This window comes from Vagococcus humatus, assembly GCF_003950325.1.
Classification (GTDB): Bacteria; Bacillota; Bacilli; order Lactobacillales; family Vagococcaceae; genus Vagococcus_C; species Vagococcus_C humatus.
Genome location: NZ_PXZH01000005.1, coordinates 12,791 through 32,522 on the forward strand (window position 1 = coordinate 12,791; position 19,732 = coordinate 32,522).

At 34.7% G+C, this 19,732-nt stretch carries 16 protein-coding genes and 1 other annotated feature; of the genes, 4 read left to right on the plus strand and 12 right to left on the minus strand.

Features of this window, described 5'->3' with window-relative positions; genetic code table 11:
* Nucleotides 1-78: 78 nt before the first annotated feature.
* Nucleotides 79-897, plus strand: a complete 819-nt coding sequence (locus C7P63_RS08290) for an NUDIX hydrolase (RefSeq protein WP_125943690.1) — start codon at nt 79-81, stop codon at nt 895-897.
* 73 nt (nt 898-970) lie between these two features.
* Here C7P63_RS08290 and C7P63_RS08295 read toward each other — a convergent pair whose 3' ends face one another.
* Together C7P63_RS08295 and rlmN are read right to left on the minus strand one after the other, a co-directional pair.
* Nucleotides 971-2,173 carry a cation:proton antiporter gene (locus C7P63_RS08295; RefSeq protein ID WP_165863805.1) on the minus strand — a complete coding sequence of 401 codons (1,203 nt, stop codon included), beginning with the start codon at nt 2,171-2,173 and terminating at the stop codon, nt 971-973.
* A gap of 349 nt (nt 2,174-2,522) precedes the next feature.
* On the minus strand, nt 2,523-3,584 hold the full coding sequence (gene rlmN, locus C7P63_RS08300; protein WP_125943692.1) for a dual-specificity RNA methyltransferase RlmN: 1,062 nt from the start codon (nt 3,582-3,584) through the stop codon (nt 2,523-2,525).
* A 151-nt stretch (nt 3,585-3,735) separates the two neighbouring features.
* On the opposite strand from rlmN, the gene C7P63_RS08305 reads away from it, so the two are divergent.
* Entirely contained in the window at nt 3,736-5,832 is a 2,097-nt protein-coding gene (locus tag C7P63_RS08305) for a Na+/H+ antiporter (protein WP_125943693.1), read from the plus strand.
* Between the two features lie 71 nt (nt 5,833-5,903).
* Here C7P63_RS08305 and C7P63_RS08310 read toward each other — a convergent pair whose 3' ends face one another.
* The 3 genes from C7P63_RS08310 to C7P63_RS08320 form a co-directional block, all read right to left on the minus strand.
* A complete protein-coding gene (locus tag C7P63_RS08310; RefSeq protein WP_125943694.1) occupies nt 5,904-8,198 on the minus strand; it encodes a DNA translocase FtsK in 2,295 nt (764 codons plus the stop codon).
* A 100-nt stretch (nt 8,199-8,298) separates the two neighbouring features.
* Nucleotides 8,299-10,377, minus strand: a complete 2,079-nt coding sequence (locus C7P63_RS08315; RefSeq protein ID WP_125943695.1) for a DNA topoisomerase 3 — start codon at nt 10,375-10,377, stop codon at nt 8,299-8,301.
* Entirely contained in the window at nt 10,298-10,684 is a 387-nt protein-coding gene (locus C7P63_RS08320; RefSeq protein ID WP_125943696.1) for a DUF1033 family protein, read from the minus strand. Before C7P63_RS08320 ends, C7P63_RS08315 begins: the two co-directional genes overlap by 80 nt.
* A 278-nt stretch (nt 10,685-10,962) precedes the next feature.
* Between C7P63_RS08320 and C7P63_RS08325 the strand changes: the two genes are divergently transcribed.
* Both C7P63_RS08325 and C7P63_RS08330 read left to right on the plus strand, forming a co-directional pair.
* Nucleotides 10,963-12,390 carry an APC family permease gene (locus C7P63_RS08325; RefSeq protein ID WP_125943697.1) on the plus strand — a complete coding sequence of 476 codons (1,428 nt, stop codon included), beginning with the start codon at nt 10,963-10,965 and terminating at the stop codon, nt 12,388-12,390.
* The gene (locus tag C7P63_RS08330) at nt 12,387-13,625 is read left to right on the plus strand and encodes a metal-dependent hydrolase family protein (protein ID WP_125943698.1); all 1,239 of its coding nucleotides are present in this window, start codon (nt 12,387-12,389) and stop codon (nt 13,623-13,625) included. Before C7P63_RS08325 ends, C7P63_RS08330 begins: the two co-directional genes overlap by 4 nt.
* 48 nt (nt 13,626-13,673) lie before the next feature.
* Here the strand turns inward: C7P63_RS08330 and C7P63_RS08335 are convergent, their stop codons facing one another.
* The 7 genes from C7P63_RS08335 to C7P63_RS08365 form a co-directional block, all read right to left on the minus strand.
* A complete protein-coding gene (locus C7P63_RS08335) occupies nt 13,674-14,516 on the minus strand; it encodes a MetQ/NlpA family ABC transporter substrate-binding protein (RefSeq protein ID WP_125943699.1) in 843 nt (280 codons plus the stop codon).
* Between the two features lie 22 nt (nt 14,517-14,538).
* Nucleotides 14,539-15,228, minus strand: a complete 690-nt coding sequence (locus C7P63_RS08340) for a methionine ABC transporter permease (protein WP_125943700.1) — start codon at nt 15,226-15,228, stop codon at nt 14,539-14,541.
* Nucleotides 15,221-16,243: a methionine ABC transporter ATP-binding protein gene (locus tag C7P63_RS08345; RefSeq protein ID WP_125943701.1), complete on the minus strand. Its 1,023-nt coding sequence runs from the start codon at nt 16,241-16,243 to the stop codon at nt 15,221-15,223. The genes C7P63_RS08340 and C7P63_RS08345 overlap by 8 nt, the downstream gene beginning before the upstream one ends.
* Nucleotides 16,244-16,299: 56 nt before the next feature.
* Nucleotides 16,300-16,556: a binding site (T-box leader), on the minus strand.
* 73 nt (nt 16,557-16,629) lie between these two features.
* Complete coding sequence (locus tag C7P63_RS08350) at nt 16,630-16,944, minus strand: glycine cleavage system H family protein (protein ID WP_125943702.1); 315 nt, start codon at nt 16,942-16,944, stop codon at nt 16,630-16,632.
* A 13-nt stretch (nt 16,945-16,957) separates the two neighbouring features.
* Nucleotides 16,958-17,314 carry an arsenate reductase family protein gene (locus C7P63_RS08355; RefSeq protein WP_125943703.1) on the minus strand — a complete coding sequence of 119 codons (357 nt, stop codon included), beginning with the start codon at nt 17,312-17,314 and terminating at the stop codon, nt 16,958-16,960.
* Nucleotides 17,315-17,421: 107 nt separating this feature from the next.
* A complete protein-coding gene (locus C7P63_RS08360) occupies nt 17,422-18,597 on the minus strand; it encodes an FtsW/RodA/SpoVE family cell cycle protein (protein WP_125943704.1) in 1,176 nt (391 codons plus the stop codon).
* A 95-nt stretch (nt 18,598-18,692) separates the two neighbouring features.
* Complete coding sequence (locus C7P63_RS08365; RefSeq protein WP_125943705.1) at nt 18,693-19,682, minus strand: alpha/beta hydrolase; 990 nt, start codon at nt 19,680-19,682, stop codon at nt 18,693-18,695.
* Nucleotides 19,683-19,732 lie beyond the last annotated feature (50 nt).

Consider the following 19,732-nt stretch of genomic DNA (forward strand, 5'->3'; position numbering starts at 1 on the left):
TAACTAAACAATAGTTCACATTTTTAAGTTTTCTGTTACAATTAAGTACAGAATACTTTTATCGAGAGGATGATTCTCATGAAGTCTTTTTCTTCCAAACATGAAGAAAAACACTATTTTGAAACCCAAGCTTCAGAAACTGCGTACCTAGATTGGTACAAGCAACAAACATTACCTAAATATGACATGCCTTCCGTTACAATTGATAACGTTTTAATGTGCTACAATAAAACATCCGATCAATTAAAACTGTTACTTGTTCAGCGGAATACACACCCTTATCAATACTCTTGGGCTCTTCCTGGTGGCTTTGTTAAACGAACAGAGGCAACAGAAGAAACCTGTATGAGAGAAACCTTTGAAGAAACAGGTGTCTCTATTGATATTCATAACTTAGCTCAGCTCCATACTTTTAGCGATCCCTACCGTGACCCTAGAGGTTGGGTTATCACCGTTAGCTATCTTGCCTTCATTGGTGAAGAACCTCTAACAGCTGGAGATGACACAAGAGAAGCTAAGTGGTTTACCTTAGAAAGAAAAGATCATCACATCCATCTAACTAATGAAGATACAAAGGCTCATATTATATTAGATTTGGATACAGGAGACACTTTAGGCCCAGATACCTTGGCTTTCGATCATGCCAAGATTATTCTAACTGCCTTTAATCACATTACAGAAAAAATGCATCACGAACCAAATGTCTTACAAGTATTGGGAGAAGACTTTTCAATAACTGAAGCAAGAAAAGTTTTTGCTAAATTTTTAGGTATTTCTTATAAGGATATTGACCATTCTAACTTTAAAAAAGCGATGTTAGAATACTTAGTAGAAGTTGGTGAACGTCCAACAGGAATTGGACGTCCTTCTAAAATTTATCGACTTAAAGCTATTTAAAAAGCTCAGAAGTTGGCAAGAAAAATCAGTTGCCTAACTTCTGAGCTTTTTTTATTTATATACTGTACTATCCTTATGAACCAGATTCAACAGAAGCTTCTGGATGAGCCTCTGGTATTCTTTCAGTTGTTTCTTGTTGTTTCATAATTTGTTTTTTTAATAAAATAGGAGCGACAATGGTACTCACAATAACCACTAGGACAATAGCACCATACACTTCTTGTGTAATAAGATTTTTTGACAATCCTAAACTCACTAAAATTAAAGCCATTTCGCCTCTTGAAATTAAACTAGTTCCTATGATACTACTACTTTCTCGGTTAAAGCCATTCAGTCGTCCTCCTAAATAACCACCTAAAAACTTAGTAAGAACAGCTAAAATACTAAAGACAACAATGAAGACTATCTGATTACCCATGCCCTTGAAATTTAAGTTTAAACCAATACTTACAAAAAATACAGGAGCAAAGATAGCTAGAGTAGTACTTTCTATTTTTCTTTCGACTTGGTGAGCAATTTTAGTTTGTGAAAGCATTAGACCGGCAAAAAAAGCGCCAATGATATCTGACATACCAATCATTTGAGCAAAATAGCTCAAAATAAAGGCGAAAGCTAAAGCAAAGGCGGTATTTTTTTCTGGTGCTTTCACTTTTTTCAAGCCCTTTAGAAGAAGTGGTAGAACAAAACGATTAAACAAATAAATCAAGACAAAGAAAAGTAAATTTTTACCTAATAAGCCTAAAATCGACACAATAGAGGTGGATGTAGGGCCTATGGAGGTTAACACTAGGTTCAGTAAAATAATGACAATAATATCATCTAAAATAGCGGAACCGATGATAACTGACCCTTCTTTCGTCCTGACAAAATGAAGCTCTTTTAATACCTGAATGGTGATACTTAATGAAGTTGCTCCAAAAATTAACCCAATAAACAAAGCAGCTCCAGTATCGTAACCAAATAACTTAGAAAAACTCGTAAAGACTACGAACGGAACTCCGACTCCTAAAAGACCGACTAACAATGACGGTTTAAAGAATTTTTTTAACGTTTGCAAATCACTTTCTAGTCCAGCTAAAAACATTAGTAAAATCACACCTATTTCTGAAAATAGATGGATTAATTGACTTTCTTCAATCACCCCTAGCATAGCTGGTCCTAATAAGATACCCACTAACAAACTGCCTACCACTGCTGGCAAACCTACTTTAATGGCAAAACTATCTGCTAATTTGGTACATAAAATAATCAAACCTAACGTTAATAAAATATTCAATGAACATGTTCCTCTCCGATTAAATTTCAGTCCAAATAAAAGGGCTAACATAATGGAATAACATGTTAATAGTCATTAAATAATATAATTATTTGAACTGATTATATAGAAAAAAGCTAACTTTCTACCTAAATTTCTATTTTAGTCAAGATAAAAACCCACAAAATGCAACTAGTATTTACATCTAAATAGACTCCCACTTTTCAAACAGAAAAACAGACAAAAATTCTATAACAAATTTCCTATATATATTATAATAAAGGATATTGTAGTCTAAGTCTAATTTGATACTCTAAACCCTCCTAAAGAAACAGACAAAAATCTGTCTCTTTAGGAGGGTTCTATTGAATTATCCTTGTTTTTTGATTTGCTTACTTCTTAGCTGACCACATGCAGCATCAATATCTGTTCCATGTTCTCTTCTAATGACACAGTTAATGCCCTGTTTTTTCAAAATATCATAAAAAGCTAAAACATCTTCTTTAGCACTTCGTTGATATTGATCGTGTTCACTTACAGGATTATAAGGTATCAAATTCACATAAGCCAATTTTTTCTTATTAGCCAATAAAGCTGCCAACTCTTTGGCATGCTCTGGCCGGTCATTGACATTAGCTAACATAATATATTCAAAAGTAATTCGGCGATTAGTTTTCGCCAAGTAATCATCCACAGCATCCATTAATTTTTCAATTGGGTTGCTCCGATTAATTCGCATAATAGAGGTTCTAACATCATTATTAGAAGCATGTAAAGAGATAGCTAAATTCACTTGCAAACCATTATCTGCAAATTCTCGAATTTTAGGAATTAAACCACTGGTAGAAACAGTAATGTGGCGCGCACCGATAGCTAATCCTTTCGCATCATTAATGATATATAAAAAGTTTAAAACATTGTCATAGTTATCAAAAGGTTCTCCAATCCCCATAACAACCACATGACTTACCCGTTCATTTTTTCCTTGTTCGTCTAAGTAACGTTGCACTTGAATGATTTGGGCCACAATTTCTCCAGCAGTTAAATCTCTATTTTTTTTCAACAAACCACTGGCACAAAATGTACAGCCTATATTACAGCCTACTTGTGTTGTTACACAAACAGATAAACCATAATCATGTCTCATTAAAACTGTTTCAATCATGTTTTTATCAGATAATTCAAATAAATATTTAACTGTGCCATCTTGAGACTCTTGTACGACAGCCTCTTTTAAAGGACTGATTTCAAATGACTGATCTAATAATTCAATAGTAGCTTTAGATAAATTACTCATCTCATTAAATTCACGAACCCGTTTTTGATACAGCCAGTCCCAAACCTGAGTTGCCCGAAATTTCTTTTCTCCATGTTCTTCAAACCAAGCGATTAGTTCCTCTTGGGTTAAACTATAAATTGATTGTTTAGTCAAAAGACTTCCTCATTTCTACAAAATATTCTGTGAACACTATAGCTCATTCTTACTCTGATTGCAATCATCCTCAAGTAAATATAACTAATTGACCTTTATTCACTATTTCTTTAAACAAATTTGATATAATATTTTTAAGAGAGGTGAATTTATGGAAATATTAATGGCAAGTATTGTGTTAATTTTACTCGTAGTCGTTTCAAATATTATCAGTCACTATGTTGTGTTTTTACCAACTGCTTTAATTGAAATAGGGATCGGTTTACTCTTTGTTTTACTGTTTAATATCCATATCAGTTTACAAGCAGATTGGTTTATGTTGCTTTTTGTTGCTCCTCTTTTATTTAATGATGGCAAACATTTTCCAAAAGATGAGTTATGGGAATTACGGGCACCGATTTTTGCTAATGCTATTATCCTCGTTTTTCTTACCACCATTGTAGGAGGTTATTTTGTTAGTTGGTTAGTTCCTGAAATCCCCTTACCTTTAGCAATGGCCTTGATTGCAGTACTATCTCCAACTGATCCTGTTGCGGTTCACGGGATTGCCGAACAAATTAAACTGCCCAAAAAAATTCTAAGTTTGATCAGCGGTGAAAGTTTGATTAATGACGCCAGTGGCTTAATTGCCTTTCGTTATGCTTTAGCAGCTTTTATGACAGGTTATTTTTCTTTTACTCAAGCCGCTAGTAATTTCCTCTATATGTCATTGGTCGGAGGCATCATTGGGTTTATCCTCATCTACTTCATTCATTTCATTCGCATGTTTCTTGTTCAGCAAGGTATTCATGATGTTATTTTGCATACAACTATTCATTTACTAACTCCTTTTATTATTTTCATTGTGGCAGATGAATTAGCTCATGCTTCTGGTGTGATTGCTGTAGTAACGGCAGGAGTTTTAAGTATTAATCAAGAACCAATCTTTAGAAGTCAGTATTCTGAAGTACGTCTTGTTACCACAAAATTATGGGATATCTTAGTTTATTTATTAAACGGAATTGTTTTTGTTGTCCTAGGTGCTCAGCTTCCTACTGCTATGAGCGAAACCTTGCAAAATCCTTCCATTAGTAACTGGTTGTTAATCTTTTACATTATAGCTATTTGGCTCATGTTACTGTTAGTTCGAGTTGTTTGGACCTATGTCAATTTATGGATTACTTATTTAAAAACTGAACCAGACAACCGGAAAAAGCCGCTGTTAAATACAGCCTTATTAACTGGAATTACTGGTGTAAGAGGCGCGGTTACTATGGCTTCTATTATGTCTATGCCTTTCTTTTTAGATACTGGAGATTATTTTCAGGAGCGTTCTTTATTAATTTTTCTAGCGTGTGGGGTTGTGTTAACTAGTCTAGTTGTAGCTACCATTACCTTACCAGTTCTAACCAAACAACGAAAAAGATTAATGCTTGTAACGGATGAACCTTCTGATGATTTAGAAGCTATGAAAGAAAAAGAACCAAATCATCCACTAACAGAAATTGAAGCACGAAAGGTCATGGTTCAAACTGCTTTACAATCTTTAAAAGAAGAAGCTAGTGAAGACATTCATCCCATGATTTTAACTGATTTAATTCATGAATTTGAAACACGGTTACGTTATCTATATCGGGAAGACAATGATCCGTCCACTAACTCTAAGTATTCTAGTATTGAAAAACAGGTGCAACAAATTGCTATTCAAGGAGAACTTTTAGGGATTAAAGAGTTAGAGGAAACGAAAGAAATCTCCCATAATTTAGCTAAAAATTATCAAAAAAATATTCGTTCTAGAAGTCATATTCGTACCTTTACGTTAAAAAATACGTTTAGACGTTCTTTGTATAACATGCAAAGACAACTAAATCGCTCTATCCTACGTTATAATGCTTCTAAAATGAACAAAGCAGAGGTTATTGGAGAATCCGCTCTTATTAAACTAGAAATTGCGAGTACTAAAGGAGCCATTCATGCTTTACGTAATCACCGACAAGGGTTAGAAGAAAAAACTCACGTGAACCCTTTAGAACAACATATTACTAATCAGTTGCTCCATGAATACTTGTACAAACTACAACGGATTAAGCATCTGAGCAGTTTTACTCGCCAAGAATATCAAAACTTATTACAGAAGTATTATATGAGAGCCTTAGATACTGAAAGAGAAACCGTTCAAAATCTTTATCAACATGGACAAATCTCAATGGGTACGGCAAACAAATTACGACAATCTATTAATTATTACGAAACATCTTTATTTCAATAAATAAAAAGAGCTCTAAACGTTGAGAAAGTCCTTCTAGCGTTTAAAGCTCTTTTTAGCATACATATAATCAGTTATTCTAGTTCATTAGTTAGCTTAGAAGCCTCTAATAACACTTTTCTTGGCTTACTACCTTCAGATGGTCCTACTATATGATGAGCTTCCATTTCATCAATTAACCGGGCCGCTCGGTTGTAACCAATACGGAATTTACGCTGCAACATAGAGATACTCGCGGTTTCCATATCTACTACTAAAGCTACAGCCTCATCATACAACTCATCTTGAGGTTCTCCGTGACTAGCAGTTGGCTCATCAGTTGGAATCATATCTTCTTGATAGTTGGCCTCTTGTTGATCTTTAACAAAGTTTACGATATGTTCTACTTCATGATCTGATATAAAGGCTCCTTGAACACGGACAGGTTTGTTTTCTCCCATCGGTAAAAATAACATATCTCCTCGACCAAGCAATTTTTCAGCTCCATTACTATCAATAATCGTTCGTGAATCAGTTCCACTAGACACAGCAAAAGCAATTCTAGATGGTACGTTGGCTTTAATAATCCCAGTAATAACATCTACACTCGGTCTTTGTGTAGCTAATATCATGTGAATCCCTGCAGCCCTTGCCATTTGTGCTAAACGTATAATAGCGTCTTCCACTTCATTACTGGCAACCATCATCAAATCAGCTAATTCATCCACAATAACCACAATAAACGGCAATATCGGTTTAGCTTCACCAGTTTCTTCGTTAAATTCTTGAATCATCTCATTGTAACCCTGCATGTTTCGGACACCATTAGCTGCAAATAGCTCATAACGTTTTTCCATCTCTTCTACTACTTTATGCAGGGCCTGAGCTGCTTTTCTTGGATTAGTTACGACCGGGGTCAATAAATGAGGAATTCCATTATAAACATTTAGTTCCACCATCTTAGGATCAATCATCATCAGTTTAACTTCGTGGGGTTTTGCTCGCATTAACAGGCTAGTAATAATCCCGTTAATACACACTGATTTACCACTACCAGTTGAGCCAGCAATAAGTAAATGAGGCATTTTTGCTAAATCTGCTGAAATAACCGTTCCAGAAATGTCCCGACCTAAAGGAACTTCTAACACTTTAGTATTGGGCGCTTGAGACTCTATTACATCTCTAAAAGACACCGTGCTGACTTGACTGTTAGGCACTTCGATTCCTATTACTGACTTACCAGGTATTGGTGCCTCCATTCGAATATCCTTGGCAGCTAAAGCTAAGGCTAAATCATCTGATAAACTGACAATTTTACTTACCTTAACGCCTACAGCAGGTTGGATTTCATATTTAGTTACGGCAGGTCCTAAGCTAGCTCTCACAACTTTTGCATCTACCCCAAAACTTTGAAATGTTTTTTCCAATACCCCAATCTTTTTCTCAATCGTGGCGTATTCTTCACTTTGATCTACAACTGGAATATCATTTAACAAGCTACTTGTAGGTAATAAATAATCTGGATTTTCTGTTTCAATTTGCATAGTAAAATCTTTTAATTCTTCCTCATCTTCAATTGAAGCTAAGTCTTGTTGTTTAACTTGTGTATCTTGTTGATATTGCTTTTGATAACTATCAATTTCAATAGGAGAAACTTCCGTTGGATTTGTTTTAGTTTCTTTAACATCCAACATAGGAGAGGGTCTTTCCTCTTCCACTTTTTCCGGTTGTAACTCTTGTTTTAAGGCTTGAATTCTCTTTTTTTCTAGGTTGTCTGCTTTTTTTTGAGAAAGATTTTCACTGATCCCCTTCATCCAAAGCTGAAGTTTTTCGACTACGTTTGACCAATGAAAATCCCCCGCAAAAAAAGTTCCCACTAAAATTAGAAAGAACACTATCACGTATGTGCCTACTTGATCCACTAAAAAGTGAGTCAGATTATATAGCAGTGCTCCAATCATTCCTCCTCCCACATTTGCATCAATAACGTTAGCTCTAATATCTGTTAATAATTTTTGCCAGGTCAAAGATAAAACATGGGTATCTTTTGTCATAATATTTCTAAATAACCAGGCGTGTAAAAAAATTAAAACTCCTGTATAAATAAATATGCCACCTAAAAAGTGTTTACGATTTTTTAATCTAGGCTCTTTCCGTAAAAAGACTAAAATCAAACCATATAACACCATCATAATAGAAAAAACTAGATAAGTATTTCCTACTAAGAAACGAAACACATTGGCAATTAATCGCCCTAAAAAACCTAATTTAAAACTAGCAAAGATACCTAACAAAATAAATGCTAGTCCCGTCAAAGTAAACATCAATTGATTTTTTTGCTCTTGGGCTTTTTTAGTTTGTTTGGCTCGTGAATTTTTCTTTTTTGCCATAGATATCCTCCTTTCATTCCCTTCATTATTATACACGAATTTAGCCACAGCGCCCACATTTCCTAGCGAATGAAAGAAGAGTAAAACGGATAAATACGCTTTACTCTTCTTTCATTGCTGCTTTCAATGCTAAAGCTAAAGGACTTTCTTCTGGTGTTGCTTCTTGACTATATTTTTTAACTAGTCGTCTTTCCTCGTGCTTAGTCATTTTCTTTTTGCGTTCTTTTTTATCAGGAATTTTCTCTGTAATAGAGCAATATTTACATTTAAAGAATGCTCCATTTTTTCCTTCTAAAATTTCCATTTTTTTATGACATTGAGGGCAACGATGATTAGACAGTTTAGGATCTTTCCTACGATGGTAGGTACATTCTGTATTACTACATTGATATATTTTCCCTTGCCTTGTTGTCTTTTCTTTTAAGAAAGCACCACATTCTGGACATTTTTTTTGAGTTAAAGCAAAATCAACATAAGTTTCTTCACTCATTTTAATTTCTTTAACTAAGTTTTTAGTTGCCGCTTCAATTTCTTTGATAAACTGACTACCTTGTTTTTTACCTTTAGAAATATCTTCCAACTCTTGCTCCCATTTCGCTGTTAACGCAGGGCTAACTAAAGAAGGATTAACTAATTGTAACAATTGTTTACCTTTAGGACTAACACCTAAGTAATTACCATTACGTGTCATTAATTCCGTCTGAATTAATTTTTCAATGATTTCAGCACGAGTGGCAGGTGTTCCAAGTTGATGATGTTCCATTTTACCTAGCAAACTTGCTTCCGTTAATGGTTTGGGTGGTTGGGTTAAGCGTTTTTCACTAGTATAGTTACCACTGATAGTTTGCCCCACTTCAAAAGTTACTTTTGCCCCTTGTTCTCGTTTTTCTGTTAATTTTTTAAAACCTAATTCAGTCACTTGTTTTTGTTGGAATTTAAAGGTTTGTTTCCCGTTTTGAACCCAAATATTTTCTACTTTATATTGATAAGGTTCCAAAAATAAGCCTAAAAAGCGGTCTACAATTAAAAAATAAATTCGCTGTTCATCTGTCGTTAATTTATCAAAGCGAGGAGCTTGCTCTGTTGGAAGTAAGGCATGGTGATCTGTTACTTTACTATTTTGAAATACCCCAGATCGTGTAACTTTCGCTCCGTTTCTCATAATTTGCTTCGATACCTCTGGATAAATATCCCTCACTGCATCTAAACGTTCTTTCATAGTACTCTTCATATCTGTGGTTAAATATTTAGAGTCTGTCCGAGGGTAGCTAACAATTTTATGAAATTCATATAAGCTCTGAACCAAAGATAAAGTTTTTTTAGCAGAATAACCATATTTTTGGTTAGCTACTCGTTGAAGTTCTGTTAAATCATAAGGTAAAGGAGCCTGTTCTTTTTTCGCTGTCCCTTCTACTCGAGAAACAATGCTTTTGCCAACTTGTAGTTGTTTTAATAGTTTATCTGCCTGTTCATGATTAGAAATAGGTTGATTTACTACCATTTCTCCTGTTAATCCCTCTTTTGTTAAGCTTAAAACATAATATGTGCTTGGTCTAAATTTTTCAATTTTTTCTTCTTGTTTTCTGACCAAGGCTAAAGTAGGTGTTTGTACACGACCAGCTGATAAATTATCTTGGTACTTCACTGTTAACGCTCGGGTAACATTTAATCCTACTAACCAATCAGCTTTTGCTCTAGCTAAGGCTGATTCGTATAAATCATCGTATTCTTTACTAGGACGTAAGTGTTTAAATCCTTCTCGAATTGCTTTATCTGTTTGAGAAGAAATCCAAAGGCGTTTTACTGGTTTTTTAAAGCCTACAAACTCTAAAATCCACCGAGCCACTAGCTCTCCTTCTCTTCCAGCATCTGTGGCAATAACCGCACTTTGAATATCTTGGCGATTAGCTAATTGTTTAATCGTTTTAAGTTGGTGATTTGTTTTGGGTAAAGGTTTTATTCCAAAACTTTTAGGAATCATAGGAAGAGTTTCCATCTCCCATTTTTGCCATTTTTTAGTGTAATCTTCTGGCATTTTTAGCCCTAACAAATGTCCTAATGCCCAAGTCACCACAACTTGTGGTCCTTCGTAATAATTTTTATGCTTCGTGCTGGCTCCTAGTACTTGGGCTAAGTCTTTTGCAACACTTGGCTTTTCCGCTATAACTAATTGTTTCATGTTGTTCCTTTCCATTCTTTATTAAAGGGTGGCAATTCTTTAATAAAACCAATCCTTTATATTGTTGTAGATCATCATCACACTCTTCACAAAAACGACTATCTCCGTCTTTCCAAAAAGCTGTCAGATATCTATCTTTTGTTTTCATCATACTATATTCCTGTGCTAATTGTTGATATTTTTTTTCGTAATAATGAATAGCTTGCTCTAACTCTTCAAATACTTTCTCTTGGTTAATATCTTCTTCCCAACCTTCAAAAAACCACCAGGGTTCATTGTCTCCATACATTTCAATTACTTGATACATTCTATTCACCTCAATTGTCCCCATTTTATCTTTAGTTTAGCGATATTACATAACCTATGCAACTAAACAGTCTTTTAATTAACCTCCTTTTTCAAAAAGGACTGTTTTTATTATCAATTAATAAACATTACATTTTATTTGATAATTGTTTTAAAAAATAACATTTCAGATATTTAATATACAAATTATTATTTTTTATTTAATAAACATATTGAACTCATCATAAGAAAGCGTTATCATTAATCATAAGGTTTTATTAAAAGAAAGGAGGAAATATAATGGCAGAATCTAACGAAAACTCCGGAATGAAAAAAACACTAACCAATTGGAACTTCTTCACAATCGGATTTGGTGCCATTATTGGAACAGGTTGGGTTTTACAAGTTCATAATTGGATGGAGGTTGGCGGAGGTCCTCTGGCTGCCATCATTGCCTTTATTGTAGGAGCTATTTTTTTATTACCTATCGGCGCTGTTTTCGGAGAATTAACTAGTGCTATTCCAATTTCTGGAGGCATTATTGAATATGTCGACCGCTCTTTTGGAAAAAAATGGTCTTACTACACTGGATGGCTTTTAGCTCTAGGCAATGGGATTTTATGCCCTTGGGAAGCGATTGCTATTTCTAAGCTAGTGAGTATGTTATTTCCACAGCTGAATATTCTTCCCTTGTATACTATTTTGGGCTCAACCGTTTACTTACCACCCTTACTTATCTCGATTTTATTTGCTTTATATGTTATTCGTTTAAACTTTAAAGGAGCTTCTAGTGCTGCTAAACTACAAGCTTTTCTAACTAAGATGCTACTTGGTGGTATGTTAATCGCAATGGGATTTTCTTTATTTACAGGAGGACCTAGTAACTTACAACCTCTTTATGAAGCTCCTTCTGGCAAAGGAAGTAACTTATTATTAGGTATCATCCCTGTCTTAGTTATGACACCATTTTTTTATGCAGGATTCGATACCATTCCACAACAAGCTGAAGAAGCTGCTGAAGGACTCGATTGGAAAAAATTTGGACAAGTTATTTCTTTAGCTTTAATTGCTTCTGGTGTTTTTTATGCCTGCTGTATTTATGCTTTTGGAACGATTATTCCGTGGAAAGAATTTGTTGCTATGGGAAAAGATGGTTCTGTTCCATCTTTAGGCGTGCTAAAAAATATTAATTTAGTTTTCTATTATGTGATGACTTGCATCGCCATTTTAGGGCCTTTAGGGCCAATGAATTCATTCTTCGGAGCAACGTCTAGAATTTTATTAGCTATGGGCCGAAAAAAACAATTACCTCAAGCATTTGAAGAAATTGATGAAAAAACAGGTGCTCCTAAAACTGCCAACTATTTAATGGCTGCTTTAACAGTTATTGGACCATTCCTTGGAGGGAATATGTTACTACCTCTAACCAATGTTTCAGCCCTTGCTTTTATCTTCGCTTGTATGATGTGTAGTGCAGCTTGTTTAAAAATGCGTTACACAGAACCTGATTTACCTAGACCTTATCAAGTTCCTGGTGGAAAATTTGGGATTACTTTAGCTATTCTAGCAGGACTATGTATCGTCCTTTTAATGGTATTACCTTTCTCACCTGCTGCTTTAACAACAGTTGAGTGGATCATCGTTATTGCATGGTTAGTATTAGGCGCTATTTTTTCAATACTCTCAAAACAATCACATTTAAAAGAAAGTGGGGAAACAAGTCTATGAAACAAGCATTTATCAATGGACTATTAATTAACGGAACAGGGGAGAAACCTATCTCTTCTTCTTTAGTGTTAGTCGAGGACAAGAAAATTATTTACGCAGGTGAGAAAAAAGAAATACCAGCTGATTATCAAGTGATGGATATTTCAGGAAAAACTATCATGCCTGGGTTAATTGATAGTCACTTACATTTTTCTGGAAATTTGACAGACAATGATACTGATTGGGTACTAGAAGATCCTGTTCAAAAAACAGTAGTAGCAGTTCAACAAGCCCATGAATGTCTGCAAAGAGGACTTACGACAGTTGGGGAAATCTCTCGCTCTGGTCTACATATTCGTAATATGGTAGAAGCTGGAGTCATGGAAGGACCTAGAGTAGTTGGGACTGGTTTAGGCTTTGCTAGAACTTGTGGTCACGGCGACTCTCACCACCTTCCTGCTTGGTATAATGATGAATCTCATCCTTGGGCTGAACGAGTAGATGGCCCTTGGGAATTAAGAAAGGCTGTCCGTCGTCGCTTACGAGATAATCCAGATGCCATTAAGATTTGGTCAACTGGTGGAGGTATTTGGCGTTGGGATAAAAAACTAGATCAACACTACACCTTAGAAGAAATACAAGCAGTAGTAGATGAATGTAATATGGTGGGCATTCCTGTCTGGTCTCATGCAGAAGGTTACGGCGGAGCATTAGACTCATGTAAAGCAGGTGTTCATTTAATTATTCACGGTCAAACATTAAATGATGAATGTCTAGATATTATGGCTGAAAAAGGCATTTATTTCTGTCCAACTATTCAGTTTTTAAATGAATGGTTTAAGACCTATGAACCTCCTTATATTCCTGAAGTCCATGATCAATATCCAGGAGATACTGTTGCAGAAAAAGAATTAAATCGTGTATATGGTAATTTAAGACGAGCAAAAGAAAAAGGTATTGTCTTAACAATCGGTTCTGACTCATTCTGTTCTAGTTTAACTCCTTATGGTATCACCGCAATTGGAGAAATGTATGCCTTCAATGAAAAAGCTGGCATTCCAAATATGGACGTTATTTTAGCCGCAACTCGAAACGGAGCTGACATGTTAAATGTTTTAGATGTTACTGGTACTTTAGAAGCTGGTAAGTTTGCTGATTTATTAGTCATTGATGGAAATCCTTTAGACGATATTCGGGCTATTTCAGCAGAAAACATGTCAGTTATTATGAAAGAAGGCCAGTTAGTTAATCATTAAAAATAGCACTAAAAAAGCCTTAGAATTTTTCTAAGGCTTTTTTAATGACTATTTTGACACAGGAGTAATCCGTCCTTGCCATTTTTTACTGATCCAGTCTTGGGTTTCTTTGCTATGTAAGACTTCCATTAATTTCTTGATCTCTGCTTTATTTTTATCTTCAGAGCGAACCGCTACAATGTTAGCATAGGGGGAATTGTTTTTCTCAACTAACAACCCATCTTCTACTGGAGAAAGACCTAAATCTGTTACAAAGTTAGCATTAATTGCAATTAAATCTGCTTCATCGTTGTTATAAGCTGTAGTAAGAAGTTCTGGATTAACATCATGTTTAAACTTCAACTGTTTAGGGTTACTTACTACATCTTCAAATGTTGCAGTTAATGGATCTACTCCATCTTTTAATTTTATCAACTTAGCATCGGTTAAAATAGTTAAAATCCGGCCCCAATCTGCTTCTGAATTGCTAGTTAAGACTGTTCCACCTTTTTTTAGATCCGCAATATTTTTCAATCGTTTAGAATATAGAGCCATCAATTCAATATGAACGCCACCTGCATTGGCAAAATCATAGTCATTTTCTTTTACTGACTTGTCAAAGAAAGGAATATGCTGAAAATAATTAGCATCAATTTCATTTTCTGCTAATGCTTTATTGGGCATAATGTAGTCTTCAAAAGGGACAATATCCAATTTTATTCCTTCTTTTTCTAATTCAGGTTTTACATGCTCTAAAATTTCAGCATGTGGCGTAGGGGAAGCCCCTATTTTTAATTCTGTTAACTTACTTTTTCCTTCCGTACTTTCTTTTGATTCTTTCTGAGCTCCGCAAGCAACTAAACTTACCCCTAATAGAGTACATAAAATAATGCCAAAGACTTTTCGTTTCATTGTATTTCCTCCTAATTGTTTTTTAACGTTTATCTGTTTTTTTCACAGCCCAATCACCTAACCATTGCACCATAAAAACAATAACTAACACACAAATGGTAGCAAATAAGGTAATCGTAGGTCGGTTACGCATAAATCCTTCTTGATAAGCCAAACCTCCTAAACCACCTGCTCCAATAGCTCCTGCCATAGCTGTGAATCCAATCATCGTAATAACTGTGACTGTAACACCTGAAATTAAAGCTGGTAAGCTTTCCGGAATTAATACTTTGGTGACTAATTCCCACTTGTTAGCTCCCATACTATTAGCAGCTTCTAATACACCATGATCCACTTCTCTAAAAGCCATCTCAACTAGCCGACCGTAAAAGGGAGCGGCGGAAATAACTAGAGAAGGAATGGCTGCTTTTGCTCCTAAAAAAGTTCCCATTAACGCTTTGGTAAAAGGAATCAGTAAAATGATTAAGATAATAAAAGGAACAGAGCGGCAAATATTACTGATAATCGACAATAAATTATAAAAAATTTTAGCCCCTATCCGTTTACTTTTTCCTAAATTATATAAGAGTAAGCCTAAAATCAAGCCAATAATTATAACAAATAGCATAGAAACAACTGTCATATATAAGGTTTCTGATGTGGCTACTTTAAACTTTCCCAAATCTAGCTGTTCTGTATTTAAATACATCTCTTTAAAATTCCCTTTATGCATGATCTACAACCTCCACACCAATTCCTTGTTCTACTAAAAATAATAAAGCTCGGTCCATTTCTTTTTCTTCCCCAATAATTTCTACAATCAAAGTCCCAAAAGACGTTTCTCTCATGGCTTGAATTTGGCCTTGAATCACACTCATATCAATTTGAAACTTGCGTATCACTTGAGATAAAATAGGCTGTCTTGCTTGATCCCCTCTAAAGGTTAATTTAACTAATTTTCCTTCGGTATATTGATCTGAAAAATCAGCTAAGTTAGCTTCTGGTATAGTTTCCTGTTGGACAAATCGTTTAGTCACCGCTTGCTTTGGATGTTCAAAAACTTCCGTTACCTCCCCAAACTCTACCACCTTACCTGATTCCATCACTGCCACTTTCTGACAAATTTTTCTAATCACGTGCATTTCATGTGTAATAAAAATAATCGTGACTCCTAATCGCTGATTAACTTCTGCTAATAACTCTAATACCTCATCTGTTGTTTGAGGATCTAGTGCACTAGTTCCCTCATCCACTAATAGTATTTCTGGCTGATTAGCTAAAGCTCTAGCAATCCCTACCCGTTGCTTTTGTCCCCCGGAAAGCTGTGCTGGATAGGTGTTATTTTTCCCAGATAAACCAACTAACTGGATTAACTCTTTAGCCCGTTCTTCTCTTTCTTCTTTAGCGACGCCGGCTAACTCTAACGGCAATAAAATATTTTCTTCAACTGTCCGAGACCATAATAGATTAAAATGTTGAAAAATCATGCCAACTTTTTTTCGAAACTTTCGTAACTCTTTTCCTTTTAGTTGCTGAATTTCTTCACCATTAATAGTAATCTTCCCCGCTGTTGGCTTTTCTAACCCATTAAATAAACGAATCAACGTACTTTTTCCAGCTCCAGAATAACCAACAATCCCAAAAATTTCCCCTTTTTGAATGGTTAAATCGACTTGATTAACTGCATCAATTCGTTGATTTTTTTGAATAAATTGCTTACTCACTTGCTTTAATTCAATAAATGCCACATCATTTCCCCCTATTCAATTTCTTTAGACAAAAAAACTCCCGCCCTTGTTAAATAAACAAGGACGGGAGGATAAATTCCACCGTGTTACCACCTTAATTTTCAATTATTTTACAATAATCGACTCAGTCAGTACAGGAAAGATATTCCGATACTGTGGCATTTTAACGGATGCACCCGTAATAAACTCACTACTAGCTCGTTTATTCTTGCTCAAAGACCATCTTCCATTCCTATCCTGCTACTCACTTTCACCTAACTGAGCTCTCTAAAAAAACATTCTTGAAATGTACTCTTCTTTTCAAAGCTTTTTAATTATCTAAGTTTAATTGATACTATATCAGGGCTTGATTAAAAAGTCAATCACTTTTATTAACTTTTTCTCATTTAATTTTCAGGTATTTCTTTTAATTTAACTAGCCAAGCACTACCTTCTTCAGGATTATCTAGTAACGTTGGATCATCCATCGCTTCTTCATTAATAGCTACAACTTCTCCAGCAATCGGGGTTAATAATTCTGTCACTGCTTTTTCCGCCTCTACATCTGCGATAGGATCATCTACTTGTAACTTATCTCCTAATTTTGGTAACGTTATAAAGCTAATCCCACCTAAGTCTTCTTGTCCTTGCTTAGATAAGGCAATAGTAATAATTTCTGCTTCTTTTTTCAGCCACAATTGACCTGTTACATAATTTTCCATAAAAAAACTCCTCTTAATTATTCACTAAGGCTTCGTATGCTTCTTCTTTAAACCCTAGTAATACTTGCCCATCTTTCTCTAAGATTGGACGTTTAATTAGCATACCATTTTGGCTTAGCTTATTAGCTGCTTCTTTGGCTGTCATTTGTCCAACTAAATCTTTCAAGCCTGCTTCACGATATAATTTACCACTCGTATTAAAGTAGCGTCTAATAGGCCATTCGTTATCTTCCATCCACTTCTCAATCAATTCTTGAGTAGGCGGTGTGTCTATCATTTCTACTAGCTGGTAAGAAATACCTTGATTATCTAACCAAGCTTTAGCTTTTTTACAAGTTGAACAACGGTGGTACCAATAAAATGTTATCATATTTTAAATCCTCTTCTCCGTTATTTTTGCTTTTAGTATAGCATATTCTAGAAACAGAATAAAAAGAAACCATAACTTTGTAATAAAAGCTATGATTTCTTTTTTATTTATTGATAAGGCAATTCATCATCTTGTTGGAAACGCATGGATAAAATAATTCCAACTCCAATCATATTACCTAACAAGGAAGAACCTCCTTGACTGATAAAGGGTAACGGAATACCTGTTAAAGGTAATAAACCGATATTAGCCCCAATGTTTTCAAACACATGGAATAAAATCATCATAATGATTCCTGTAGCAATATAAGCATAAAACTGGTTATTTGTATCGAAACACACACGAATCATCCGATAAATCAGCATAAAGTATAAAATAATAACAAAAGTACTTCCAATAAAACCAAAGTTTTCACCAATCACAGTAAAAATCATATCTGATTCTCTAACCGGAACATACACATCTGTCACATTAAATCCTTTCCCAAACATACCACCTGATCCAATGGCAATCAAAGCCTGGGCTTGCTGATAAGAATTCCCTGTAGAATCATGGAAGGGATCTAACCAAGAATCAATTCTAAATAATTGATACTGCTTAACACCTAAATGATACAAAAATGCTCGACCATTTTCTGTGGTAACTAAGTAAAGAACTGTGCCAGAAAATGCAACAAACAAGGCTATTGTTGGTAAAATAATTTTCCAAGAAATACCAGACATGATAAAAATTCCACCTAATATCGCTACATACACTAGTAGTGTACCAAAATCATGTTGATATTTTAATAAAATAGCAACTGGTACAGTGGCTAAAAATAGTTTCCCAATCAACTGAAAATCATGTTGAATCGTATGAGGATGATTCATATTATGATTGGCAACAATATATGCCAACATTAAGATATAAGCAATTTTCATAACTTCAGAAGGTTGAAAGGTAAATCCTGCGAAACTAAACCAGTTTTTAGAACCTGTTAACGTATATAAATGACTATCATAATACTTTAACAAGGCGGTCATCACTAACAGACCTCCTCCGTAAAAAACAGGCGTGGCTTTCCACAAAGCCTTGGAAGAAAATTGCATCATCACAATTACTGCTAAACAACCAATCAAGATCCATAATACTTGCTTAATCATTTGGCTAGTAACATCCATCACATTTCCATCATTTGTCAAGGACACATAAAGAGAAACTAATCCTACTCCTAACAAAAGAAATACAGGTAAAATAATTCCATAATCTATGCGGCTATCTAAATTGTTTTTTTCAGTAACCATATCTCATCTCTTTCTTTAGTTCATTATCATCTAACTCTTTTATTATACTCAACTTTTCTTAAAAAAGTTGAGTTAAAAAGGATTTTAAGAAAAGTTTATCGTTCCTGTAACTGTAAAAATTGTAAAGTTTTAATGAATGTTTCTTTACTTTGGGGTTGATGGAAATTAAATAAAGATTCATTAGATACCTTACTTTTTTCTTTAGAATAATGGACAGCTGTTACGGGTATGCCTTTACGTTCTAGTAAGGTGGTTAACGACCCACTACTTTGCTCAAAAATAGGCAAAGTGTTACCATCTGTTAAAAATACTGGAGGATAGTGGTCAATCATCTTAGGCCAAGCTAAATCAGAAACCACAGATGTTTCTTCCCACTGAGCTTTGCCAAAATAGGCCCAACCTAACCGTTTCATTAAATAATCAGAAGATACTAGTTTGTTCTTTTCTTTAAATTCCTTGATAGAAAAAGGTGAGGCATAAAATAAGGCGCCTTTAATGTGAGTGGGATCTAACTCTTGGTTAAAACTAAGCTGTTTGCGGTATTTCTCATTCATTTGTAAATTCACATACTGACCTGCTAAAGTTCCACCAGACCCATTACCTGCAAAATAAAGTTGCTCTAAATTAATCCCATATTTATTAGCCTTTGATTTTATTTCTTTTATGAAATCATTGACTTGAATTAATGGTAACGGATTTTGTCCATTTGGAAGCAGTTCGTAGTTAATACTCGCTACGTTATAACCTTGATTAGCTAATAAGTAACCATACGTTCTAGCATCTGACTTATCTCCTGTCACAAACTGTCCACCGTGTATCCAAATCACTAAAGGTCGATTAGGTTCTTTTGTTACATATAAATCATACTGATTATTAGAAGCTAATGAAGGATAGGTTTGATCCTTATAGTAGGCCACTGTCTTTTTTATCTCAGCAAAATTTTTAGGCTCTTTAGTTACCCATTCATTTTTTTCTGATACTTTCAAATAGTCAATAGCAGGATATGGAGTAAATACCATCACATATATGCTAAAAACTAAACAAACTCCTAAAATCATAAGAGTGTCTTTTATCATTTCTTTCATAGACTGAACTCCTTTTACTTAATATTAATACAGTACCCACTATTGTATCT

Bases quoted from the DNA above. Each gene is read 5' to 3' on its own strand.
- C7P63_RS08290 (WP_125943690.1), top strand. From the start codon at position 79: ATGAAGTCTTTTTCTTCCAAACATGAAGAAAAACACTATTTTGAAACC.
- C7P63_RS08305 (WP_125943693.1), top strand. From the start codon at position 3,736: ATGGAAATATTAATGGCAAGTATTGTGTTAATTTTACTCGTAGTCGTT.
- C7P63_RS08310 (WP_125943694.1), bottom strand. From the start codon at position 8,198: ATGGCAAAAAAGAAAAATTCACGAGCCAAACAAACTAAAAAAGCCCAA.
- C7P63_RS08315 (WP_125943695.1), bottom strand. From the start codon at position 10,377: ATGAAACAATTAGTTATAGCGGAAAAGCCAAGTGTTGCAAAAGACTTA.
- C7P63_RS08320 (WP_125943696.1), bottom strand. From the start codon at position 10,684: ATGTATCAAGTAATTGAAATGTATGGAGACAATGAACCCTGGTGGTTT.
- C7P63_RS08325 (WP_125943697.1), top strand. From the start codon at position 10,963: ATGGCAGAATCTAACGAAAACTCCGGAATGAAAAAAACACTAACCAAT.
- C7P63_RS08330 (WP_125943698.1), top strand. From the start codon at position 12,387: ATGAAACAAGCATTTATCAATGGACTATTAATTAACGGAACAGGGGAG.
- C7P63_RS08335 (WP_125943699.1), bottom strand. From the start codon at position 14,516: ATGAAACGAAAAGTCTTTGGCATTATTTTATGTACTCTATTAGGGGTA.
- C7P63_RS08340 (WP_125943700.1), bottom strand. From the start codon at position 15,228: ATGCATAAAGGGAATTTTAAAGAGATGTATTTAAATACAGAACAGCTA.
- C7P63_RS08350 (WP_125943702.1), bottom strand. From the start codon at position 16,944: ATGGAAAATTATGTAACAGGTCAATTGTGGCTGAAAAAAGAAGCAGAA.
- C7P63_RS08355 (WP_125943703.1), bottom strand. From the start codon at position 17,314: ATGATAACATTTTATTGGTACCACCGTTGTTCAACTTGTAAAAAAGCT.
- C7P63_RS08360 (WP_125943704.1), bottom strand. From the start codon at position 18,597: ATGGTTACTGAAAAAAACAATTTAGATAGCCGCATAGATTATGGAATT.
- C7P63_RS08365 (WP_125943705.1), bottom strand. From the start codon at position 19,682: ATGAAAGAAATGATAAAAGACACTCTTATGATTTTAGGAGTTTGTTTA.